General features: G+C 69.3%; 19 protein-coding genes. 5 read left to right on the forward strand and 14 right to left on the reverse strand.

The window, feature by feature from the left end; translation table 11 throughout:
• Window positions 1–99 precede the first annotated feature (99 nt).
• Window positions 100–762: an alpha/beta hydrolase gene (locus AL072_RS08800; RefSeq protein WP_045580651.1), complete on the forward strand. Its 663-nt coding sequence runs from the start codon at window positions 100–102 to the stop codon at window positions 760–762.
• Between the two features lie 98 nt (window positions 763–860).
• On the opposite strand, the gene AL072_RS08805 is transcribed toward AL072_RS08800, so the two are convergent.
• The 7 genes from AL072_RS08805 to AL072_RS08835 all read right to left on the reverse strand — a co-directional run bounded on the left by AL072_RS08805 (window position 861) and on the right by AL072_RS08835 (window position 5,601).
• Entirely contained in the window at window positions 861–1,223 is a 363-nt protein-coding gene (locus AL072_RS08805) for a DUF2155 domain-containing protein (RefSeq protein ID WP_052709894.1), read from the reverse strand.
• Between the two features lie 205 nt (window positions 1,224–1,428).
• The gene (locus AL072_RS08810; protein WP_144428180.1) at window positions 1,429–1,641 is read right to left on the reverse strand and encodes a hypothetical protein; all 213 of its coding nucleotides are present in this window, start codon (window positions 1,639–1,641) and stop codon (window positions 1,429–1,431) included.
• A 111-nt stretch (window positions 1,642–1,752) separates the two neighbouring features.
• Window positions 1,753–2,268, reverse strand: a complete 516-nt coding sequence (gene mlaD, locus AL072_RS08815; protein ID WP_045580648.1) for an outer membrane lipid asymmetry maintenance protein MlaD — start codon at window positions 2,266–2,268, stop codon at window positions 1,753–1,755.
• 91 nt (window positions 2,269–2,359) lie between these two features.
• A complete protein-coding gene (locus tag AL072_RS08820) occupies window positions 2,360–2,752 on the reverse strand; it encodes an NADH:ubiquinone oxidoreductase subunit NDUFA12 (protein ID WP_045580647.1) in 393 nt (130 codons plus the stop codon).
• A 135-nt stretch (window positions 2,753–2,887) separates the two neighbouring features.
• Window positions 2,888–3,286, reverse strand: coding sequence for a hypothetical protein (locus AL072_RS08825; protein WP_045582371.1), 399 nt, complete (start codon window positions 3,284–3,286; stop codon window positions 2,888–2,890).
• 10 nt (window positions 3,287–3,296) lie between these two features.
• Window positions 3,297–4,550, reverse strand: a complete 1,254-nt coding sequence (locus AL072_RS08830; protein WP_045582370.1) for an MFS transporter — start codon at window positions 4,548–4,550, stop codon at window positions 3,297–3,299.
• A 109-nt stretch (window positions 4,551–4,659) separates the two neighbouring features.
• The gene (locus tag AL072_RS08835) at window positions 4,660–5,601 is read right to left on the reverse strand and encodes a LysR family transcriptional regulator (RefSeq protein WP_045580646.1); all 942 of its coding nucleotides are present in this window, start codon (window positions 5,599–5,601) and stop codon (window positions 4,660–4,662) included.
• 136 nt (window positions 5,602–5,737) lie between these two features.
• On the opposite strand from AL072_RS08835, the gene AL072_RS08840 reads away from it, so the two are divergent.
• Window positions 5,738–6,226, forward strand: a complete 489-nt coding sequence (locus AL072_RS08840; RefSeq protein ID WP_045580645.1) for an NUDIX hydrolase — start codon at window positions 5,738–5,740, stop codon at window positions 6,224–6,226.
• Here AL072_RS08840 and AL072_RS08845 read toward each other — a convergent pair.
• The 6 genes from AL072_RS08845 to hisS all read right to left on the reverse strand — a co-directional run bounded on the left by AL072_RS08845 (window position 6,159) and on the right by hisS (window position 14,408).
• On the reverse strand, window positions 6,159–7,046 hold the full coding sequence (locus AL072_RS08845; RefSeq protein WP_045580644.1) for an EAL domain-containing protein: 888 nt from the start codon (window positions 7,044–7,046) through the stop codon (window positions 6,159–6,161). The two genes, AL072_RS08840 and AL072_RS08845, sit on opposite strands and share 68 nt — an antisense overlap.
• Window positions 7,047–7,306: 260 nt before the next feature.
• Window positions 7,307–8,407 carry a redox-regulated ATPase YchF gene (ychF, locus tag AL072_RS08850; protein WP_045580643.1) on the reverse strand — a complete coding sequence of 367 codons (1,101 nt, stop codon included), beginning with the start codon at window positions 8,405–8,407 and terminating at the stop codon, window positions 7,307–7,309.
• Window positions 8,408–8,524: 117 nt separating this feature from the next.
• Complete coding sequence (gene pth / locus AL072_RS08855) at window positions 8,525–9,097, reverse strand: aminoacyl-tRNA hydrolase (RefSeq protein ID WP_045580642.1); 573 nt, start codon at window positions 9,095–9,097, stop codon at window positions 8,525–8,527.
• Window positions 9,098–9,187: 90 nt separating this feature from the next.
• Window positions 9,188–9,784, reverse strand: a complete 597-nt coding sequence (locus AL072_RS08860; protein WP_045580641.1) for a 50S ribosomal protein L25/general stress protein Ctc — start codon at window positions 9,782–9,784, stop codon at window positions 9,188–9,190.
• 122 nt (window positions 9,785–9,906) lie between these two features.
• Window positions 9,907–12,963 carry a transglycosylase domain-containing protein gene (locus AL072_RS08865; RefSeq protein WP_045580640.1) on the reverse strand — a complete coding sequence of 1,019 codons (3,057 nt, stop codon included), beginning with the start codon at window positions 12,961–12,963 and terminating at the stop codon, window positions 9,907–9,909.
• Window positions 12,964–13,058: 95 nt separating this feature from the next.
• The gene (gene hisS, locus AL072_RS08870) at window positions 13,059–14,408 is read right to left on the reverse strand and encodes a histidine--tRNA ligase (protein WP_045580639.1); all 1,350 of its coding nucleotides are present in this window, start codon (window positions 14,406–14,408) and stop codon (window positions 13,059–13,061) included.
• A 202-nt stretch (window positions 14,409–14,610) separates the two neighbouring features.
• On the opposite strand from hisS, the gene AL072_RS08875 reads away from it, so the two are divergent.
• The 3 genes from AL072_RS08875 (at window position 14,611) to AL072_RS08885 (ending at window position 18,377) form a co-directional block, all read left to right on the forward strand.
• Window positions 14,611–15,165 carry a hypothetical protein gene (locus tag AL072_RS08875; protein WP_045580638.1) on the forward strand — a complete coding sequence of 185 codons (555 nt, stop codon included), beginning with the start codon at window positions 14,611–14,613 and terminating at the stop codon, window positions 15,163–15,165.
• A gap of 185 nt (window positions 15,166–15,350) precedes the next feature.
• Window positions 15,351–16,406 (forward strand): dihydroorotase, encoded by a 1,056-nt coding sequence (gene pyrC, locus AL072_RS08880; protein ID WP_045580637.1) that lies wholly within the window; start codon window positions 15,351–15,353, stop codon window positions 16,404–16,406.
• 45 nt (window positions 16,407–16,451) lie between these two features.
• Window positions 16,452–18,377: a tetratricopeptide repeat protein gene (locus AL072_RS08885; RefSeq protein ID WP_045580636.1), complete on the forward strand. Its 1,926-nt coding sequence runs from the start codon at window positions 16,452–16,454 to the stop codon at window positions 18,375–18,377.
• A gap of 19 nt (window positions 18,378–18,396) precedes the next feature.
• Here AL072_RS08885 and xseA read toward each other — a convergent pair whose 3' ends face one another.
• On the reverse strand, window positions 18,397–19,995 hold the full coding sequence (gene xseA, locus AL072_RS08890) for an exodeoxyribonuclease VII large subunit (protein WP_052710023.1): 1,599 nt from the start codon (window positions 19,993–19,995) through the stop codon (window positions 18,397–18,399).
• Window positions 19,996–20,059: the final 64 nt, after the last annotated feature.

A 20,059-nucleotide genomic window follows, 5' to 3' on the forward strand; every position in this document is an offset into this window, starting at 1 on the left:
GCCGGGAGGCCCTTGCGCCGGGGCGGCTGCCGGATGATCTCCGGTTCGTCGCTGCGGCGCTCCCAACAACCCTTTGTCCGCGTCAGGAACGTCGTTCCCATGCCTGAAGTGCTCTTCAACGGTCCCGCCGGTCGCCTGGAAGGCCGTTACACCCATGGCACACAGCCGAACGCCCCGGTCGCGCTGCTGTTGCATCCGCACCCGCAGCACAATGGGACGATGAACAACAAGGTGGTCTTCACCCTGTTCCAGTCCTTCACGAAGCGCGGCTATTCGGCCCTGCGCTTCAACTTCCGCGGCGTCGGGCGCAGCCAGGGCACCTACGACAAGGGGGAAGGCGAACTGGCCGATGCGGCGGCGGCGCTCGACTGGCTGCAGACCTACAACCCGAACGCGCCGCTGTGCTGGATCGGCGGCGTGTCGTTCGGCGCCTGGATCGGCATGCAGCTGCTGATGCGCCGGCCGGAGATCGACGGCTTCGTCTCGGTCTCGCCGCCGGCCAACCTGTTCGACTTCTCGTTTCTGGCGCCGTGCCCGTCCTCGGGTCTGATCATCCACGGCGACAAGGACGAGGTGGTGCCCCAGGCCGCGGTGAGCAAGCTGGTGACCAAGCTGTCGCACCAGAAGGATATCCGCATCGACCATCGCGTCGTCCCCGGCGCCAGCCACTTCTTCGTCAACCGCACCGACGACCTTGCGGTGCAGGTGGACGATTATCTGGGCAAGGCGCTGGGCAATCCGGTCGCCGCGGTTGCGGAATGATTGTGCCGGCACCGGTGATGTCCCCGGTGCCGCGTGACGGTTGCTGCTGAAGGGCCAGGGCGGCGGTCCAGGGCACTGCTGCCCTGGCCGGCGCTGCGTTACTGCTCGCAGCCCAATACCCAGACGTCGTAGATCGGGTTCTCCATCGCCGACAGGGCGGGGCTCGATGCGAACATCCAGCCGCTGAAAGCCTGTTCCGCCTGCTCGCCCGGCTTGATTTCCACCACCTCGAGGAAGGCGGCGGATTCGGGCGTCTCGATGGGCGGGTTCTCGCGGCAGGCGCGCAACGTGATGCGCAGGCTGCCCATCGCCTTCGTCTCCCCCACCTTGATGGCGAAGGTCGATGTGCGGGCGGTCACCTTGTCCAGCCATTGCAGCTTGGCCGCCTGTTGCTCGATCATCTGGCTCGGGACCGGGGCCGCATGAACGGCCAGCGGCGCCAACACTGCCGCGGCGGCCATCAGGCAAGCGGATCTCTGGAAAAAGCTCGGGAGTCTCGTCACGTCGGATCGCTTCCGTTGTTGCGGACGGCGCCTCCGGCATTGCCCCGGCAGGCCGGTTCCAGCCTGCCGGGGCAATGCCGGAGGCGCTCCGCCTTCTAGCCCGGAAGGCGGGGTGGCGTCCAGAGGCCGGCAACGCCGGAGTGACCTGTGCCGAGCGGGTGGATCAGCGGGTGGCGGTGCTGCGCGAGGCCGGGGCGCTGTAGGTGGAGCCGCTGCCGCTCTGTTCGCGCTCTCCGATCGCCTGGGTCGCCACACCCCCGCCGGCACCGGCGGCTGCACCACCCAGCCCGCCGCTGGCCGACTTCTCCTCCATGCCGTTGCCGCAGGCGGTGGTCGCAAGGACCAGTCCGAACGCGGCCAATAGGGATGGGCGCATCGCATTTCCTCCCGCTTCGTGGTCCGGCGACGCCGCCTCGGCATCGCCATGGGACCGGGAGGAACGCTTGAGCGTAGGCGTGGGTTCCGGCGCTGCGCGCCGATTGCCCGGTTACAGCTTCGGCGGCTGGGCCGGGGCCTGCGAGGAGGATTGGCCGCCGGCGGACTGGTCGGCCGGCTTGCTCATGCTCTGCAGCGAGAAGATGACCTGGCCCAGAAGCTGTTCCAGGCCCGGCGTGCTCTGGGTGAATTCGATCTTGCCGTTCGGCTTGATCAGGTCGGGATCGCCGCCCGGCTCCAGCGACAGGAACTTGCCGCCCAGCAGGCTTTCCGAGGCGATGACCGCGGCGGTGTCCCTGGGCAGTTTCACCGAATTGTCGACCGACAGGTGCACGACCGCCTGATAGCTGGTCGGATCGAGTGTCAGTCCGGTGACCGTGCCGACCTTCACGCCGCTGATGCGCACGTCGGCACCGCTCTGCAGGCCGGTGATGCTGCTGAAGTTGGCGGTGATGTCGTAACCCTGCACCTTGCGCAGGTCGGCGCTTTTGTAGGCGAAGGTAAGGAACACGGCGGCCACGGCGAGCACGACGCCGCCCAGCACGGTTTCGATCACATTCCGGCGCATGAGGCTATCCTGCTGCGAGTTCCCGAATCGAAACCCGGCCCGAAACGGGCCGGGTTTTCCGCTCTGACGTGACGGTCAGGCCTGACGGAGCTCAGTTCGGTGACCAGGGCTCGTAGTCGCCGCTGGCCGGCACCCGCTGGCCGCCGGCCAGCACATGGCCGGGCGGGCGATAGGCCTGGACCGAACCGGACATGTTCGGCAGATGCTCCTTCTGCCACGGCTTGTGGAAGGCGCTCGACCCCTCGGGCAGCGGCTCCTTGGTGGTGTGGTGCAGCCAGCCGTGCCATTCCGGCGGGATCTTCGACGCGTCGGGCTCGCCGGCATAGAGCACCCAGCGGCGCTCGCGCGTGCCGGGCTGGGTCTTCTTGCTGCGGTAATAGACGTTGCCGAAGCGGTCGCTGCCGACCTTGGCGCCCCGACGCCACGTGACGTAACGGATGTGGATGTTCGCCAGTTTGGTGAACAGGGAGATCGGCTCGCTCATCGTCGCTCACGAATTCCGGAGTCTGGCCCCGCCGAAACGGGGCTGGTCGAATGCGGGCCGCACTATGACACCGCAAGCGCCGCACGTCCACCGTTGGTGACGCCCACGCTCGCCCGCTCTTGCGGAAAGGGGTGGCTATTGCAGGCGGGTGGCGGCGATCCGGGCGGTGTCGACCGGGGTGGCGGTGCAGCCGCCCAGCGTCGGGCCGACCGGAAGCTCGCCGAAGGCGGCCACCGCCCCCTCGGCCTTCAGCCGGCCGACGAAGCCGGGCTCGATCCCACGGGCGACCCAGGCGAATCCGAGCCAGGTGGGGCGTACCGGCTCGCCCCCCGCCCGCACCATCGCCGCCAGCGCCTCGTCGTCGCCGGTGCCGGGGCTGAAGACCGCCAGCATCAGCCCGTCGGTCGTGTCCGGCAGGGCGGCCCGTTGCAGCGACAGCCCCATCAGCCCCGCCCACACCAGCAGGACGGCGCCCAGCAGCGCCGCCGCAAGGCCGTGGCCGATCGGGAGGGGGGAGGAGGGGCCGTCGCTCATGCCGTCCATCCTACGCCTTCGCCTCGGCCGCGGCCAGCGACGGCGCGGGCTTTTCGGCGATCGGCCAATGGATGATGGTCGCGAACATGGCCAGCGCCACGCCCAGCCACCAGACCACGTCATAGGATCCGGTGCGTTCGTACAGCACGCCGCCCAGCCAGACGCCCAGGAAGCCGCCGACCTGATGGCTGAAGAAGGCGAAGCCGTAGAGCGTGCCCATGTAGCGGGTGCCGAACATCAGCGCGACCAGACCGGAGGTCGGCGGTACGGTGGACAGCCACAGCAGGCCCATCACTGCGGCGTAGGCGATCACCGTCACCGGCGAGATCGGCAGCAGGATGAAGGCGGCGGTGGCGATCCCGCGCGAGAAGTAGTTGGCGCACAGCAGGTAGCGCTTGCTCATCTTGCCGGCCAGCACGCCCGACGCGTAGGAGCCCATGACGTTGAACAGCCCGATCAGCGCCAATGCCCAGGCGGCCAGCGACGGGCTGATCCCGGCGGCGGTCAGGTAGGGTGGCAGATGGGTGGTGATGAAGGCCAGCTGGAAGCCGCAGACGAAGAAGCCGGCGACCAGCAGCACATAGCTGCGGTGCTGGAAGGCCTGGCGCACCGCGGCGACGTATCCGATGTTGGCGCCGGTCACCGCCGGCACGCCGCCGGCCGCCATGCCCTTGGGGCCGGGGAAGACGCCGGCCAGCAGCGGCACCGCGATCATCGAGGCTGCCATCAGCATCAGGGCGGTCTGCCAGCCGAAGCCGGCGATGAAGGCCTGGCCCATCGGCGCGAACAGGAACTGGCCCATCGATCCTGCGGCGGTGGCGATGCCGACCGACCAGCTGCGCTGTTCCGGCGGCAGCAGCCGGGTGAAGCCGGCGATGATGATCCCGAAGGACGCGCCCGACAGCCCGAGCCCGATCAGCACTCCGGCCGTCAGGTACAGCTCGGCGCTGGTTTCGGCATAGGGCATCAGCGCCAGCCCGGCGGCATAGAGCAGGCCGCCGCCGGCCAGCACCGGTGCCGGGCCGTAGCGGTCGGTCAGCGCCCCGGCGAAGGGGCCGCCGGCCCCCCACAGGATGTTCTGGATCGCCATCGCCAGCGCGAAGACGTCGCGCCCCCAGCCGCGGGTTTCCGACAGCGGACCGATGAACAGCCCCATGCTCGACCGCGGCCCGAAGGCCAGCATCGAGATCAGGCAGCCGCAGATGACGACGAGTGCCGGTGTCCTCCAGGAGGAGGGCGCCGGTTTGGGGGTGGCGGTGGTCAAGGCGTCCTCCCGGATGCTGCCGGCTTTGCGCGGCGTGCTTGTGGAACCGATGTGCAGCCGACGATAAGCGGGCATCAACAGTTCGACAAATTCATAATCGGCAAGCGGGTCATTCCGCAGCGGAATGCAGGGCTGCGATGCGCCCGATCCGCCGGCCGGCGTCGAGCTGGCGCCGCAGCGCGTCCTCCAGCCGGTCGAACACCGGCGCGATGCGGCCCGGTGTCCGGGCCTGGACCAGCCAGATCGTGACCGACATCCGGAAATCCGGCAGATCGACCGGCCGCACCGTCGCCGCGGCCGGGATCGGCGCAATCAGCCCCATCGGCGCCAGCCCGAATCCCACGCCGCGTGCCACCAGTCCAACCAGCAGGCTCTGGTCATAGGCCTCGACCGTCACGTTCGGCTGCAGGCCGAGCGGTGCCAGCGCCTGCTGCAGCGCGTTGCGGTAGCGGCAGCCGTTGGGCTGCAGCACCCAGCCGCGCGCATTCATCGCGGCCAGGCTCACGGCAGGGCTGCCGCCCGTGCAATTGTCGGGGGCGGCGATGACGCTGACCGGCTCGACCCCGATGCGGCGGGCAGGCAGGTCGTCGGGCGGTTCCTGCTCCTCGCACAGCAGGACCAGCGCGCCATCGAGCGCCCCGCTGCGGACCTGATCGACCAGCGGGCCGCTCCAGTCGGATTGCAGCCGCAAGGTCAGGCCGGGAAAGCCGGCGCGCAGGTCGTCCAGCGGCCGCCCGGCCGCCAGCGCGATCAGCACATGCGCCACTCCCAGCCGCAAGAGGCCGCGCGGCTCCGCCGATCCGGCGAAGGCATCGCTGAAGTCGCTCGTCGCCGCCAGGATGCGCCGGGCGTGGCCCAGCGCCAGTTCCCCGTCGCGCGTCAGCACCAGCGGTTTGGTCTGGCGGTCGAACAGCGTGACGCCGAGTTCGGCTTCCAGACGCTGGATCAACCGGGACACCGCCGACTGCGTCAGCCCCAGCCGGTTGCCGGCCTCCTGGACCGACTGCGCATCGGCCACGGCGATGAAAGTGCGGATCTCGTTGAGCTTCATGGGCCGCCATGATGACCAGGGGAGCGACGCGGCGCAGTGCAGTGCAGTTGCCTTGGCGTCTGGCGTCCGAGTGTCGGACCGGGCTACCCTCGGGTCAAGCCATCGCCGGGTCAAGCCATCGATTAGGGGACCATCCATGACCAGTCCGTCCGCCGACCGTTCCAGCCGCGAATATCCCGACCGTCCCTGGGTCGGGGTCGGAGCCGTCGTCTGGCGCGGGGACCGGGTGCTGTTGATCCGGAGGGGCAAGGCGCCGCGGCTGGGGCAGTGGAGCCTGCCGGGCGGCGCCCAGTCGGTGGGGGAGACCGTGTTCGAGACGGCGGTGCGCGAGGTGCGCGAGGAAACCGGGCTGGAGATCGTGCCGACCGGCATCGTCACCGTGGTCGACGCCATCACTCCCGATGCCGAGGGGCGCGTCCACTACCATTACACGCTGGTCGAGGTGGCGGCGGAGAGTGCGGAGGGCGACCCGGTCTGCGCCGACGATGCGCTGGAGGCCTGCTGGGCGACCGCCGACGAGGCCGGGGAACTGACGGAATGGGACGAGACCCGGCGGGTCATCCTGATGTCGGCGGCCCAGCGCTTGGCCCAGCGCTCGGCCCAGGAGAGCCCTGGTCGGCGATGAGGGGCGGCCGCCCGGCGAGGAAATCCGCAATCCCGTCCGTCGTCAGCGGGCGTGACAGCCAATAGCCCTGCAGGGCGTCGCAGCGATAGGCCTGCAGGTAGGTGCGCTGCTCGGGCGTCTCCACCCCTTCCGCCACCACGCCCAGCCCCAGTGCATGGGCCAGCGCGACCACCGCCTGGACGATGGCGGCGGCGTCGCGATCCTCGACCATCGCCTGGACGAACTGCTTGTCGATCTTCAGCGCCTCGACCGGCACCCGCCGCAAGGTCGCCAGCGACGACCAGCCGGTGCCGAAATCGTCCAGCACCAGCCTTATCCCGGCACCGCGCAGGTGCAGCAGGGCCTCGCGCGCCTCGGCGGCCTGGCTGAACAGGGCGGTCTCGGTCAGCTCCAGCTTCAGGTTCGCCGCCGGCAGGCCGGTGTCGGCCAGCACCCCCAGCACCTTGCGGACCAGCCCGGGATCGTCGAGCTGCCGGGCCGACAGGTTCACCGACACCGGCGCATCCGTGATCCCGGCGCGCAGCCAGTCCGCCGCGGCGGCACACGCCGTCCGCAAGGTCCATTCGCCCAGCAGGTGGATGGCCTCGCCCTGCTCGGCCATCGGCACGAAGACGTCGGGGGGCAGCATGGTGCCGTCGGACAGGCGCCAGCGCGACAGCGCCTCGAACCCGGTCAGGCGGTTGGTGAAGACATCGGCCTGCGGCTGGTAGACCAGAGACAGCTCCCGCCGCTCGATGGCGTCGCGCACCCGCTCCGCAAATCCGGACCCGGATGCCTCCGGTGTTTTGGACCCGTTCGCCGTCGCGTGCGTGTTCGCCACCGTCAGCCCCCTCCCGACAACCGTCCCGTGGCCTGCCCCGGCATGGCGGCCATGGGGGCATAACAACCACAGGGTCGGTTTGTTAACCATGTCGCGAAAGAGCTTGACGAATTTTATATGGTTACGAAAGAGTTAACATCGCTGGTCGGGTGACAAGAAAGAGGCGAAGCGCTGCCTCTGCCGGGGCCCGTCGGGGGAGGGACGCCACGCCCGTTTTCCCCCCATCCGAGCCGGCCGGTCAGCGGCTACCCCCTCCGATCTCAGACGTTGAAGCGGAAGTGGAAGATGTCGCCGTCCTGGACGACATATTCCTTGCCTTCCTGGCGCATCTTGCCGGCGTCCTTCGCCCCCTGCTCGCCGCCCAGCGTGACGAAGCTGGTATAGTCGATGGTCTCGGCACGGATGAATCCGCGTTCGAAGTCGGTGTGGATGACGCCGGCGGCCTCCGGGGCCTTGGCGTTGCGGCGCACGGTCCAGGCGCGCGTCTCCTTCGGGCCGACGGTGAAGAAGGTGATCAGGTCCAGCAGCTTGAAGCCGGCGCGGATCAGCTTGTTCAGGCCGGTTTCCTCCAGCCCCATCGATTCCAGGAACTCGGCCTTCTCGGCCGGGTCGGTGAGCTGGGCGACCTCGGACTCGATGGCGGCGGAGATGACGACGACCTCGGCATTCTCGGCCTTGGCCTTTTCGGCGACCTTGGCGGAGAAGTCGTTGCCGGATGCTGCCGACGCCTCTTCGACGTTGCAGACATAGAGCACCGGCTTGTCGGTCAGCAGCATGAACTGCCTGAACACCGGCCGCTCGTCGTCCGACAGCTCGACCACGCGGGCCGGCTTGCCGTCCTGGAGCACCTTGAGTGCGCGTTCCATCAGGTCGGCCTTGACCTTGCTGTCCTTGTCGCCGCCCTTGGCCTTCTTCTGCAGGCTGGTCAGCTGGCGCTCCAGGCTGTCCATGTCGGCGAGCATCAGCTCGGTCTCGACCACCTCGGCGTCGCGCAGCGGATCGACATTGCCCTCGACATGGGTGATGTCGTCGTCTTCGAAGCAGCGCAGCACATGGACGATGGCGTCGACCTCGCGGATGTTGGCGAGGAACTGGTTGCCCAGCCCTTCCCCCTTCGACGCGCCGCGGATCAGGCCGGCGATGTCCACGAACTCCAGCTGGGTCGGGACGACCTTCTGCGACTTGGCGATTTCGGCCAGCTTGTCCTGCCGCGGGTCGGGCACGCCGACGCGGCCGACGTTCGGCTCCTTGGTGCAGAAGGGGAAATTCGCCGCCTCGGCCGCCTGGGTGGCGGTCAGCGCGTTGAAGAGGGTCGACTTGCCGACGTTCGGCAGGCCGACGATGCCGCAATTGAAGCCCATGGGTTGGGTGCTCGCCGTCGGAAATTATCTGGAATTGAGGCGCTTTATCCTACGCCGGGGGGCAAAGCGCAAACGCGAAGTGGGAGGGGGCCCCTAGGGAGGTGGGGTGCCGCGGCCTCACTTGCCCTGTGTCGCCACCGTCACCTTGTTCATGAACAGCTCGGGCTGGCCGTCGACGATCAGCGGCAGGTTGTCGGACACCGCGTCGAGCAGCGGGTCGATCCAGTCCCGGTCGGCCTTGGCGAAGTCGTGCAGGACATAGCCGCTGACCAGATCCTTGTTGCCGGGATGGCCGATGCCGAGCCGGATGCGCCAGTATTCCTTGCCGATATGCGCGTCGATGGAGCGCAGGCCGTTGTGGCCGCCATGGCCGCCGCCCTTCTTCACCCGGATCCTGCCGGGGGGCAGGTCGAGCTCGTCATGGATGACCACCACATTCTCGGGCTTCAGCTTGTAGAACTGCATGGCCGCCACCACCGACTGGCCGGACAGGTTCATGAAGGTGCCGGGCTCCAGCGCCAGGATCTTGTCGCCGGCGACGGCGCCCTCGGCGGTCTGGCCCTGGAAGCGCTTCTTCCACGGGGTGAAGCGGTGGCGCTGGGCGATGGTCTCCACCGCCATGAAGCCGATGTTGTGACGGTTGCGGGCATACTCGTTGCCGGGGTTGCCCAGTCCGACCAGAAGCAGCATGTCCCTCACCCTTTGGAAGGCAGTCTCCACAAACGAAGCGGGGGGCCGAAGCCCCCCGCTGTACCAATCGTCGAAGAACGAACGCTCCGATCAGGAAGCGGCGTTCTCGTCCGACTTCAGGCCCGACGGGGCAACGATGGTCGCGATGGTGAAATCGCGGTCGGTGATCGTCGAGGTCACACCCTCCGGCAGCTTGACCGCCGAGATGTGGATCGAGTCGCCGACATCGAAGCCCTCGCACGACACGGTGATGTGCTCGGGGATGCTGTCGGCCGGGCAGCTCAGCTCCAGCTCGTGACGGACGATGTTCAGGACGCCGCCGCGCTTCAGGCCGGCCGACTTGTCCTGGTTGGCGAACTCGACCGGAACCTGCACGTTGATGCGGGTATCGGACGACACGCGCAGGAAGTCGACATGCAGCGGGAAGTCGGTCACCGGGTGGAACTGCACGTCGCGCGGCAGGACGCGGTGGGCAGCGCCGTCGACGGTGACGTCGAACAGGTGGGTGAAGAAGCCCGGCTGGTGCAGGATGCGGGTGAACTCGAACTTCTCGAGCGAAATGGTCAGGGGAGCCTGCTTGCCACCGTAGATGACGGCCGGAATGCGGCCGTCACGGCGGGTCTGGCGGGCGGTCCCCTTGCCGGCCCGTTCGCGCGTCTCAGCGCCGAGCGGAATGATCTTGGTCATGACGATGCTCCAAAACGAAAAGGGCGCCGGCCTCCAGGGGTGCCGACGCGTGCGCGGCGTGCTTACGGCAAACGGGGGGCTGCGTCAAGGAAAAGCCGGGAAAAGCCGGGGAAAAGCCGGCGTCACAGTCCGGTCGGCGTCATTCCGGTGTCGGCGGTCCGGGTGACGCCTTGGTCGATCAGCGGCTGGAGCGCCGGGGCGAGGCTTTTCAGCAGCTGGGCGGGCAGGGCGCTGGTGAAGCGGTAGTCGTCGGCTTCCGGCCCATGGACGAAGGCGGTCATGGTGCCGAAGAAGCGGTCGCCGATGTAGAAGACGAAGGTCGCGGTGCGGTTGACCGCCTTGGACTCCAGCAGAACGCCGCCCGGCCCCCAGCGGTCCAGCCGGTGGTCGCCGGTGCCGGTCTTGCCGCCCATCGGGACCGGAGCGCCGCTCGCATCCTTGAACGCCCCCCAGACGCGCTTGGCGGTGCCGTTCTGCGCCACGTCCATCAGGGCGCGGCGCAGCGTGGCGCAGACTTCGCTGTGCAGCACGCGCTCGCCCTTCAGCGGCCCCAGCCCCAGCTTCGCCTCGTAGGGCGTACCGGAGGCGAAATGCATCGAGCGGATCTTCACCGTCGGTTGTCGCACCCCGTCGTTCAGGATCAGCCCCATCAGTTCCGCCAGCGCCGCCGGGCGGTCGGCCGAGCTGCCGATCGCGGTCGCCAGCGACGGCACCAGACTGTCGAAGGGATAGCCGACGCGGTGCCACTGGGCGGTGATGCGCTGGAACGCCTCCTCCTCCAGCCCGATGCGGATGCGGGTGTTCTGTGCCGCCATGCCCTTCTTGAACAGCCAGCGGTAGCTTTCCTGCCGCTCGTCGGCGCTGGCGGCCAGCACCTCGGCCCGCTTGGCGCCGGGATGCTCCTGGAGATAGGCGACCAGCCACAGCTCCAGCGGATGGACGCGGGCGAGATAGCCGAGATCGTTCAGCGGGAAGCGGTCCGGCCCGTATTTGGCGTAGAGCGCCGACAGCTCGCCGTCGGACAGCGCCGCCCCCGGCAGCCGGCCGCGCAGGAAGGCGGAGAAGTCGGCCAGCCCGGCCTTGGGCCGCACACTGCGGAAGATCACCGCCAGCCGGTGCGGCACCGGGCGCGAGCGGGTCGCCAGCCGGGCCAGCGCCTCGTCCGGGCTGCGCTTGCGGTAGTCGTTGTAGAAGCGGTTGAGGAAGTCCGATCCCTCGCGGTCGGCGAAGCGGGCGAGATAGGCCTGGCGTGCCGGATGGTCGGGGGTGCGCAGGATGTCGGCGCCGTCGTCGGCCCCTTCGTCCATGTAGAACTGCACGATGTCGCGCATCAGCCGGATGAAGGGCAGGTTGACGCTGTTGCGCAGCGCGTCCTGCACCGACATGATCCGGCCGTTGTCGTCCTTGTTGAAGTTCACGAAGCTGTGCTGGCCGCCGCCGGTGAAGAACACCTCGCCCGGGCTGGCGGAATAGCGCCGCTCCATTGCCGCGCCCAGCATGGCCGGCAGGCGGCGGTCGGGGGCGGAAGCCAGCCAGGAGGTGGCCCAGCGGGTCAGGGTGTCCGACGCCTCGTCGCCGACGTCGGTTAGCAGTTCCTTTGGCAGATGGGCGTAGCGGTTGTGCAGCTCGGCCAGGATTTCCAGATATGTGACCAGCGTGCGCAGCTTGGCGGTCGATCCGAGATCCAGCTTCGCCCCGTCGTTGATGTCCAGCGGCTGGTCGAGATTGTCGGCCTGGACGCGCAGGTAGTTGGCCTCGGGTCCGCGCTCGTACAGTGCGATCGAATAGACCAGCTTCGACAGGTCGTTGTTGCGGGCATCCAGCAGCCGTTCGCCGGTCAGCCCCATCGAGCGGGCGAAATCCGGCTCGTTCAGCCGGCCCAGCACCTCGACCACCCGGGCCTGCGTCCCGGCATCCAGCGTCGATTGCGCGGTGAGGTCGAGCCGGTCGAGCTGGTAGAGGCTCGGCACCCCCAGCATGCCCAGCAGCCGGGCGCGGATGGCGTTGGTCGCCTTCTGCTCGACGAAGGAGGTGGCGGGTGCCGGCGGTGCGTCCTCGCGGAAGGCCAGCGGGATGGCCAGCGCCGCGTCGCGCAGCGCCGGGTCGATCACCCCGGCCTGCGCCAGTGCCCGCAGATGGGCGTCGGCCAGCCGGTCGAGCGCCGGCCGGTCCTGGATCAGGTAATGGGACGGCCGCCGCTGCGCCAGCAGCAGCGCCAGCACCTGCTTGTAGGCCAGCGCCTTCAGCCGCAGGGCGCGGGGCTCCACCGCGGGTTCGGCCAGCACCCGCTTGGCGATGGCGAGGTCGGTGCCGAACCACGCCCACAGCCCGTCGCCCAGCCCGTTGACCTCGCCATAGCCCGGCCTTGCGGTCAACGGGGTCGAGTTCAGGTAATCGACCAGGATGTGCCGACGCGCCTCGCTGGTGTCCTCGCCGTCGCGATAGGCGCGGATGCTGGCGGACATCATCTGGCGCAGCTTTTCCACGCTTCCGGTGGTCTGGCCGTCCGGCGAATGGCGGTACTTCTCGATCTGGGTGGCCAGCGTCGAACCGCCGGGGGAACGCTGGCCGGACCGGATCGCCTGCAAGGGCAGCATCGCCACCGCCGCGCCGAATCGGTCCCACTCCACCGCCGGGTTGCGGCGCGGCTCGTCCTCATCCAACAGCTCGCGGTTCTCGATGAACAGCAGCGTGTCGGCGACCAGCTTCGGCACGTCGTCGAAGCCGTCGAACACCCGCTCGGGATAGCGCGCCGCATACATGGTGGCGCCGTTGCGGTCGAGCAGGGTCAGCCCGCCCTGCGTCTTTTCCCGGTAGATGGGAAAGCCGCCACCGGCCATGAAGCGGTCGAGTGCCGGGGACAGTACCGCCTGCCGTTCGATGGCGTAGAGGTCACGGGTCAGCGCGTCGAGCTGGCCGGGCAGGGCGGTGTAGCCCAGCCTTTCATTGTAAGGCCCGTGCTTGGGATAGCGCGCCTGCGGGTTCGGGCCTTCGCGCAAGGACACGGTCATCGACTGGGCGGCGCCGGACAGCAGCCGGGCCTGGAGGCGGGACGTCTCCATCTCCCGCCAGCCGGCATAGCCGGCCGCGGCCAGCGTGACGGCCAGCGAGACGCCGACCACCGCCCGCCGCGTCCAGCGCCCAGCCAGCGCCACCTTCCGAACCCACGCCGTCGCCATACCGGATGCGTGTCCCCTGCCGCCCGACCCACGATGTCGGTGTAGGCCGGAACGGTAGGGGAGTCATGGTTAACAGGGGGTTTAAGGCAGAGGCTTCACCCCTCCAGCAGCGCCTTCGCCCGCGCCGCCAGCTCGGCCAGCGGGACCTCGACCTGTTCGCCCTTCAGCAGATGCTTCAGCGTCGCGGTGCCCCGGGCCTTCTCGTCCGAGCCCATCAGCAGCACGACCGGGATGCCGGCGCGGTCGGCATACTTCATCTGCTTGGCGACCTTGCCGCCGTCCAGCTGGATTTCCGTGTTGATGCCGGCGGCGCGCAGCTCGCTGGCCATGCGGAAATAATCGGCGGACAGCGACGGGTCCATCTGCGTCACCAGCACCTGCGCGGTGGGGGCGGAATCCTTGATGATGCCGGCCTCCATCAACTGGTAGAACAGCCGGGTGGCGCCGATGGAGATGCCGACGCCCGGCAGCTTCGACTTGGTGTAGTGGCTGGCCAGATTGTCGTAGCGCCCGCCCGAGCAGACCGAGCCGATGCCGGGATGGTCGTTCAGGAAGGTCTCGTAGACGGTGCCGGTGTAGTAGTCGAGGCCGCGCGCGATCGCGAGGTTGATGCGGACCACGCCGTCCGGCACCTGGAAGGCGGTCAGCCCGTCGATGACGGTGGTCAGCTCGCCGACGCCCTCGCGGAAGGTGGCATTCTCGATGTCGAGCGCGCCCAGCGCCGCCAGCGTCTCGGCGTTGCTGCCCTCCATGGCGATCAGCGACAGGATGGTGTCGGCGGCATGCTCGGTCACGCCGAGGCCCAGCAGGCTGGCGCGCACCTTGTCGTGGCCGATCTTGTCCAGCTTGTCGATCTCGCGCAGCACCAGCACCCGGGCCTCTGCGTCGGCGACGCCCAGCCCGTCCAGCAGGCCGAGCAGGATCTTGCGGTTGTTCACGTTGATGGTGAAGCCGCCGAAATCCAGCTCGCTGAAGACATGGTGGATGACCGCCGGGATCTCGGCGTCGTAATGGGCGGACAGGCTGTCCTTGCCGATCACGTCGATGTCGCACTGGTAGAATTCGCGGAAGCGCCCGCGCTGCGCCCGCTCGCCGCGGTAGACCCGCTGGATCTGGTAGCGGCGGAAGGGGAAGGCGAGGTCGCGCTCATGCTCCGCCACATAGCGGGCGAGCGGCACCGTCAGGTCGAAGCGCAGGGCCAGCTCGGGCTTGTGGCCCTGCTGGATCGCACCGGTCGACTGCACGAAATAGACCTGCTTTTCCGTCTCGCCGCCCGATTTGGTCAGCAGCGTGTCCACCGTCTCGAACACCGGGGTCTCGACGGGGACGAAGCCGAACCGCTCGTAACCGCGGCGGATGGTGTCCAGCATGCGCTGGAAGGCCACCTGCTGGCGCGGCAGCAGCTCCATCGTTCCGGGCGGGGTGCGGGGCGTGATCAGGCTCATCGGGATGGTCCGGACTGGATGGGAAAAGCGTGGGTTTTCTAGACCCTTTCGCCGGCCCCGTCACCTGCGCCCAAAACCGGCGGGAAAATTTTCGGGCAATGCTGATAATTTTTTGGAAGGGCGTGGAATGAACGGAAGCGGCGCCGCGTTCATCTAAGCACGATCCCGCACCGAGGATCGCTCATCAAAACGGAGAAACCAAATGTCCGGCACCGTCTTCGGGTCGCGTATCCGCTCGTCCGTTTCGACCTTTGCGTTTGTCGCCCTGATGGCGACGGCCCCCGTGCTGAGCGCGGGCGCCACAACGGTCGCTCCGGCCGCTCCGGCCACGTCCGCCCCCGCCGCGACGACCGACTCCACCACCGCCACGCCTGCGCCGAAGGCCGAACAGAAGGCCGACGGCAAGGCCCTGACCAAGACCGAAGCCACCAAGACCGAGGGCATCAAGACCGAAGCCGCCAAGCCGAAGCATGATCAGGTCGCCGCGACCCCGAAGGCCGAAGTGACCAAGACCCAGGCCGATGCCGTCGCCAAGGAGCTGGGCGCCAAGCCGACCGAACAGCTTCCGGTCCAGCTCGGCAAGTACCATGAGCAGATCCTGGCCGCCCACGCGCTGAAGGACAGCGCCGCCCGCGACAAGGCGGTTGCCGAGGCCCGCCAGCAGCTGACCGCCATCGGCGGCAAGCCGGTGACCGCCGAGCAGGCTGCCAAGATCGACGGCATCCTGGGCGTCAAGACCTCGACCATCATCCAGTAAGGCAGATTGCCGGCAGCGTCTCCCCGTCCGCCAACGCCGGCCGGCGGGCGGGGAGACGCGGTGCCTCGAAGGCGGGGCGAACACTCCGGCGTCCCGGTTCTGTTGAGATGCGGCGGCGATGGGGCTAGAACGTCTCCCACCGCCATCTCCGCCCCATCGAGCAGCAGCGCCGGGACCCTTTCGCCATGCCGTACGACCGTCTTGTCATCCGCCGTCCCGACGACTGGCACGTCCATCTGCGCGACGGCGCCATGCTGAAGGCGGTGCTGCCCTTCACCGCCCGCCAGTTCGGCCGTGCCATCGTCATGCCGAACCTGAAGCCGCCGGTCGCGACATCCGCCGACGCCGTCGCCTACCGCGAGCGCATCCTGGCGGCCCTGCCCGACGGCGTGGCCTTCACCCCGCTGATGGTCGCCTACCTGACCGACGGCACCGATGCCGCCGATCTGGCGCAGGGCTTCCAGGACGGCATTTTTGCGGCGGCCAAGCTCTATCCCGCCAACGCCACCACCAACAGCGCCCATGGCGTCACCGACATCGCCCGCATCACCCCGGTGCTGGAGCGCATGGCGGAGATCGGCATGCCGCTGCTGATCCATGGCGAGGTGACCGACCAGTCCGTCGACATCTTCGACCGCGAGGCGGTATTCATCGACAGCATCCTGGCCCCGCTGCTGGAACGCCATCCCACCCTGCGCGTGGTGCTGGAGCATGTGACGACCTCCGACGCGGTGCAGTTCGTGCGGGCGCATGCCGCGAGCGGGCGCATCGGCGCCACCATCACCGCGCACCATCTGCTGATCAACCGCAGCCACATCTTCCAGGGCGGCATCCGCCCGCACCTCTATTGCCTGCCGATCGCCAAGCGCGAGACCCATCGCGTGGCGCTGGTCGGGGCCGCGACCTCCGGTGAGGGGCCGTTCTTCCTCGGCACCGACACCGCCCCGCACACCGTGACCGCCAAGGAATCCGCCTGCGGCTGCGCCGGCTGCTTCACCGCCGCCAATGCCCTGGAGCTCTATGCCGAAGCCTTCGACGAGGCCGGCGCGCTCGACCGGTTGGAGGCCTTCGCCAGCCTGAACGGCCCGCGTTTCTACGGCCTGCCGGCCAGCGAGGAGCGCGTGGCGCTGGAGCGCCGTCCGTCGGTGGCGCCGGACGTGCTGCTGGTCAGCGAGGGCGACGTCGTGCTGCCCTTCCGCAGCGGCGAGACCCTGCGCTGGAGCTTCGCCGGGGCGGTGTGACGCTCCGGATCGGCCCCATCGGACAGGCAAGGGACGGAGACGGTCGTGGCGACGGTTCAGGAAGCTCTGCTCATCGCCTTCGACCTTCACCAGGACCGGCGCCTGGACGAGGCCGATGCCATCTACCGCCAGATTCTGGACGCGGTTCCCGGCCATGTCATGGCGCTGCATCTGCGCGGCGTCCTGCTTGGGCAGAGCGGCCGGCTGGACGAGGGCTGCGACCTGATCCGGCAGGCGATCGCCGGCGATGGGACGCGGCCTGATTTCCACACCAACCTCGCCGGCCTGCTGGAGGCGCTGGGCAGGTCCGACGAGGCCCTCGACCCTTTGGTGCGTGCGGCCACGCTCGACCCTACCCGGATCGTCCAGCTCAATGAGTTTGCGACGCGGCGCTTGAAGGCGGGCCGGCCGGGTGAGGCCGTGCAGGCGCTCCGGCTGGCGGTCGGGCTGCAACCCCTCGCCGTCGAGCTGCGCTGCAACCTGGCCGAGGCGTTGACCGCCGACAAACGCTTCGCGGCGGCGGCGGCGGAGCGCCGCGTCGCCCTGCTGCTGGCTCCCGGCGACGCGGAGACGTTGCGGCTGCTGGGGGAACGCCTCCTGCAAGCAGACAGGCAGGGTGGGCCGGGCGGCGAGGCCGGCCGGCTCCTCCGCCGTGCCCTGCGCCTCGATCCGCTCCATCACGGCGCATGGAACGGGATCGGCAGACTGCACAAGGATGCCGGAGGGCTGGCGGATGCCCGCCGGGCCTACGAATGCGGCCTCGCGGTTGATCCGGTGGCGGCGGAATTGTGGAACAACCGCGCAAATGTCCTGAAGGGTCTGGACGATCTGGATACCGCTCTGACCAGCCAGAGCCGGGCGGCGGCGCTGCGTCCGGAGGATGCCGGCATCCGCAACAACCTCGCCGATGCCCTGCTGCTTGCCGGCCAGCCGGAAGACGCCCTTGCCCATGCGCTGGCGGCGCTGGCGCTGGTTCCCGAGCTGGGGGATTCCCGGCTGATCCGCGCCATGGCATTGCTGAGCCTGGGCCGTTTCGAGGAAGGGTGGACGGCCTGGGAAGACCGCTGGGTCGTGCCGCCCTGGTCCTTCGTCGCCGGCCGTTTTCCGCAACCGGCCTGGACGGGCGGGCCGCTCGGCGGGGGCCGGCTGCTCGTCCGGGGCGAGCAGGGGGTGGGGGACGAAATCCAGTTTGCCGGCCTGCTGCCGCTGCTGGTCCGGGCGGGCGTGCGCTGCCTGCTGGAATGCGAGCCGCGGCTGGCCCCGCTCTTCGCCCGTTCGCTGCCGGAGGTGGAGGTGGTCGCGCGCCGCTCGCCCGCCGACCCGCGCCTGACGCAACCGGACATCGCCGCCCCGATCGCCGCGCAAATCCCGGCGGGCAGCCTGCCGCGCCTGCTGACGGGTGCCGATGGCGTTCCGCGCTCCGCCGCGCCCTATCTGTTGCCCGATGCCGCAAGGGTCGCGGGCCTGCGCGCGGCGGTTCCGCCCGGCACGCTGGCGGTCGGCATCGCGTGGCACACGACCAACCCCAAATACGGGCGCAGCCGCAATATCCCGCTGCGCGAGCTGGCGCATGCGCTCCACCGGCCCGGCGTCCGCCTCGTCGTCCTGCAATATGGCGACTGGGCGCAGGAGGTCGCCGCCCTGGCCGCCGAGGGCATCGACATCGGGGCACCGCCCGGCATCGATCCCTGGAGCGATATGGACGGGCTGGCCGCGGCGGTCGCCGCCACCGATCTCGTGGTCAGCATCGACAACGTCACCGTCCATCTGGCCGGGGCGCTGGGGCGCCCGACCTGTGCGCTGCTGTCCCACGCCGCCGATTGGCGCTGGCTGCGCGAGCGGACGGACACGCCCTGGTACCCGACCGTCACGCTGTGCCGCCAGTTGGCGCCGAAGGATTGGAGCGTGCCGCTACGGCTCGCGCGGGACCGGCTCGACGGGTTGGCAAACGCCGCATCGGCCGATTTGTAGCCGGCAGCGCCGCAACGGTTCAGAACAGGCTTCCCTGCACCGGGATCGGCCGCGGCTTCTTCGTCTCCGCCTTCTTATCCGGCTTTGGTGTGCCGCCATCGACGGTCGCCGCGACCCTGGCGTCGTCGGCGAAGACGATGGTCACCTCCAGCCCCGCGGTCGCCTGATCGGCGCGGGTGATCGGCCGGCCGTCGCGGTCCTCGATCAGGGCGAAGCCGCGGTCCAGCACGCCCTTGTAGCTGTAGCTCTCCAGCAGCTGGCCCAGCGACGCCAGCTTCGCCGCCTTGTCGGCGATGCCCTTGGCATGGCTGCGGTCAAGGCGCGGCGTCAGGTCGGCGAGTCGGCGCTCTCCATCGCCCAGCTTCACCCGCGCAGGAGCCAGCGACAGCCGGCCGGCGATCCGGTCGAACCGCCCGGCGGCGGTGGTCACCGCATGGCGCAGGCCCGAATCGAGGGCGCGGCTCTCCGACGCCAGCTTCTGTTCGGCCTGGGCCAGCTTCTCGCGCGGGTGGCGCAGCTTGGCCGCCAGCTCGCCGACACGGGTGCCGCGGCGCTCCACCAGGGCGGATGCTGCAAGGTTCAGCCGTTCGGCGCGGTCGTCCAGCCGCTGGGCATGGCCTTCCAGCAGGGCGCGGGGATCGCCCAGGCCGCGCGCCAGCCCCTCCACCCGGTTGCGCCGGTCCTCCACCGCGCGCGACGCGCAGGCGATCAGCCGGCGCTCGTCGTCCAGGATTTGGGCCAGCAGCTCACTGCGCACCGGCACCGCCATTTCGGCCGCGGCGGTCGGGGTGGGCGCGCGCAGGTCCGACGCGAAGTCGATCAGCGTGGTGTCGGTCTCGTGCCCGACGGCGGAGATCAGCGGAATGGCGCTGCCTGCCGCGGCGCGGACGACATTCTCCTCGTTGAACGCCATCAGGTCTTCGAGCGAGCCGCCGCCGCGCGCCACGATGATCAGGTCCGGGCGCGGAATCCGGCCGCCCGGCTGGATGCGGTTGAAGCCCTCGATCGCCGCCGTCACCTCGGCCGCCGCGCGCTCGCCCTGGACGGCGACCGGCCACAGCAGGACATGGCGCGGGAAGCGGTCGTTCAGCCGGTGCAGGATGTCGCGGATGACGGCGCCGGTGGGCGAGGTGACGACGCCGATCACGTCGGGCAGGAAGGGGATGCGCTTCTTGCGGGCCGGGTCGAACAGCCCCTCGGCCGCCAGCCGCCGCTTGCGCTCCTCCAGCATCTTCAGCAGCGCGCCTTCGCCGGCCAGCTCCATCGATTCGACGATCAGCTGGTACTGCGAGCGGCCGGGATATGTGGTCATCCGCCCGGTGACGATGACCTCCAGTCCCTCTTCCGGCCGGATGGCCAGCTTCGCCATGGTGCCGCGCCAGCACACCGCCTCGATCACCGCGGTGTCGTCCTTCAGGCGCATGTAGCAATGGCCGGAGCTGTGCTTCTTCGGCTGGCTGATCTCGCCGCGGACGCGGACGAAGCCGAACTCCTCCTCGATGCTGCGCTTCAGCCGGCGGGCGAGGTCGCCGACGGTGAATTCCGGCAGGTTGGAGCCGGGCCGCGGTTCCGGCGCGATCAGCGGTGAGGAGGATTGGGGGGCGGTATCGGACGTCATGGCGCTCTTGAGTTGGGGCGCCGCCATGATACAAGGCGCGCAGTTCGCAACAAGGCGGAAGGAG

Origin of the sequence: Azospirillum thiophilum, from assembly GCF_001305595.1 — a bacterium.
Classification (GTDB): domain Bacteria; phylum Pseudomonadota; class Alphaproteobacteria; order Azospirillales; family Azospirillaceae; genus Azospirillum; species Azospirillum thiophilum.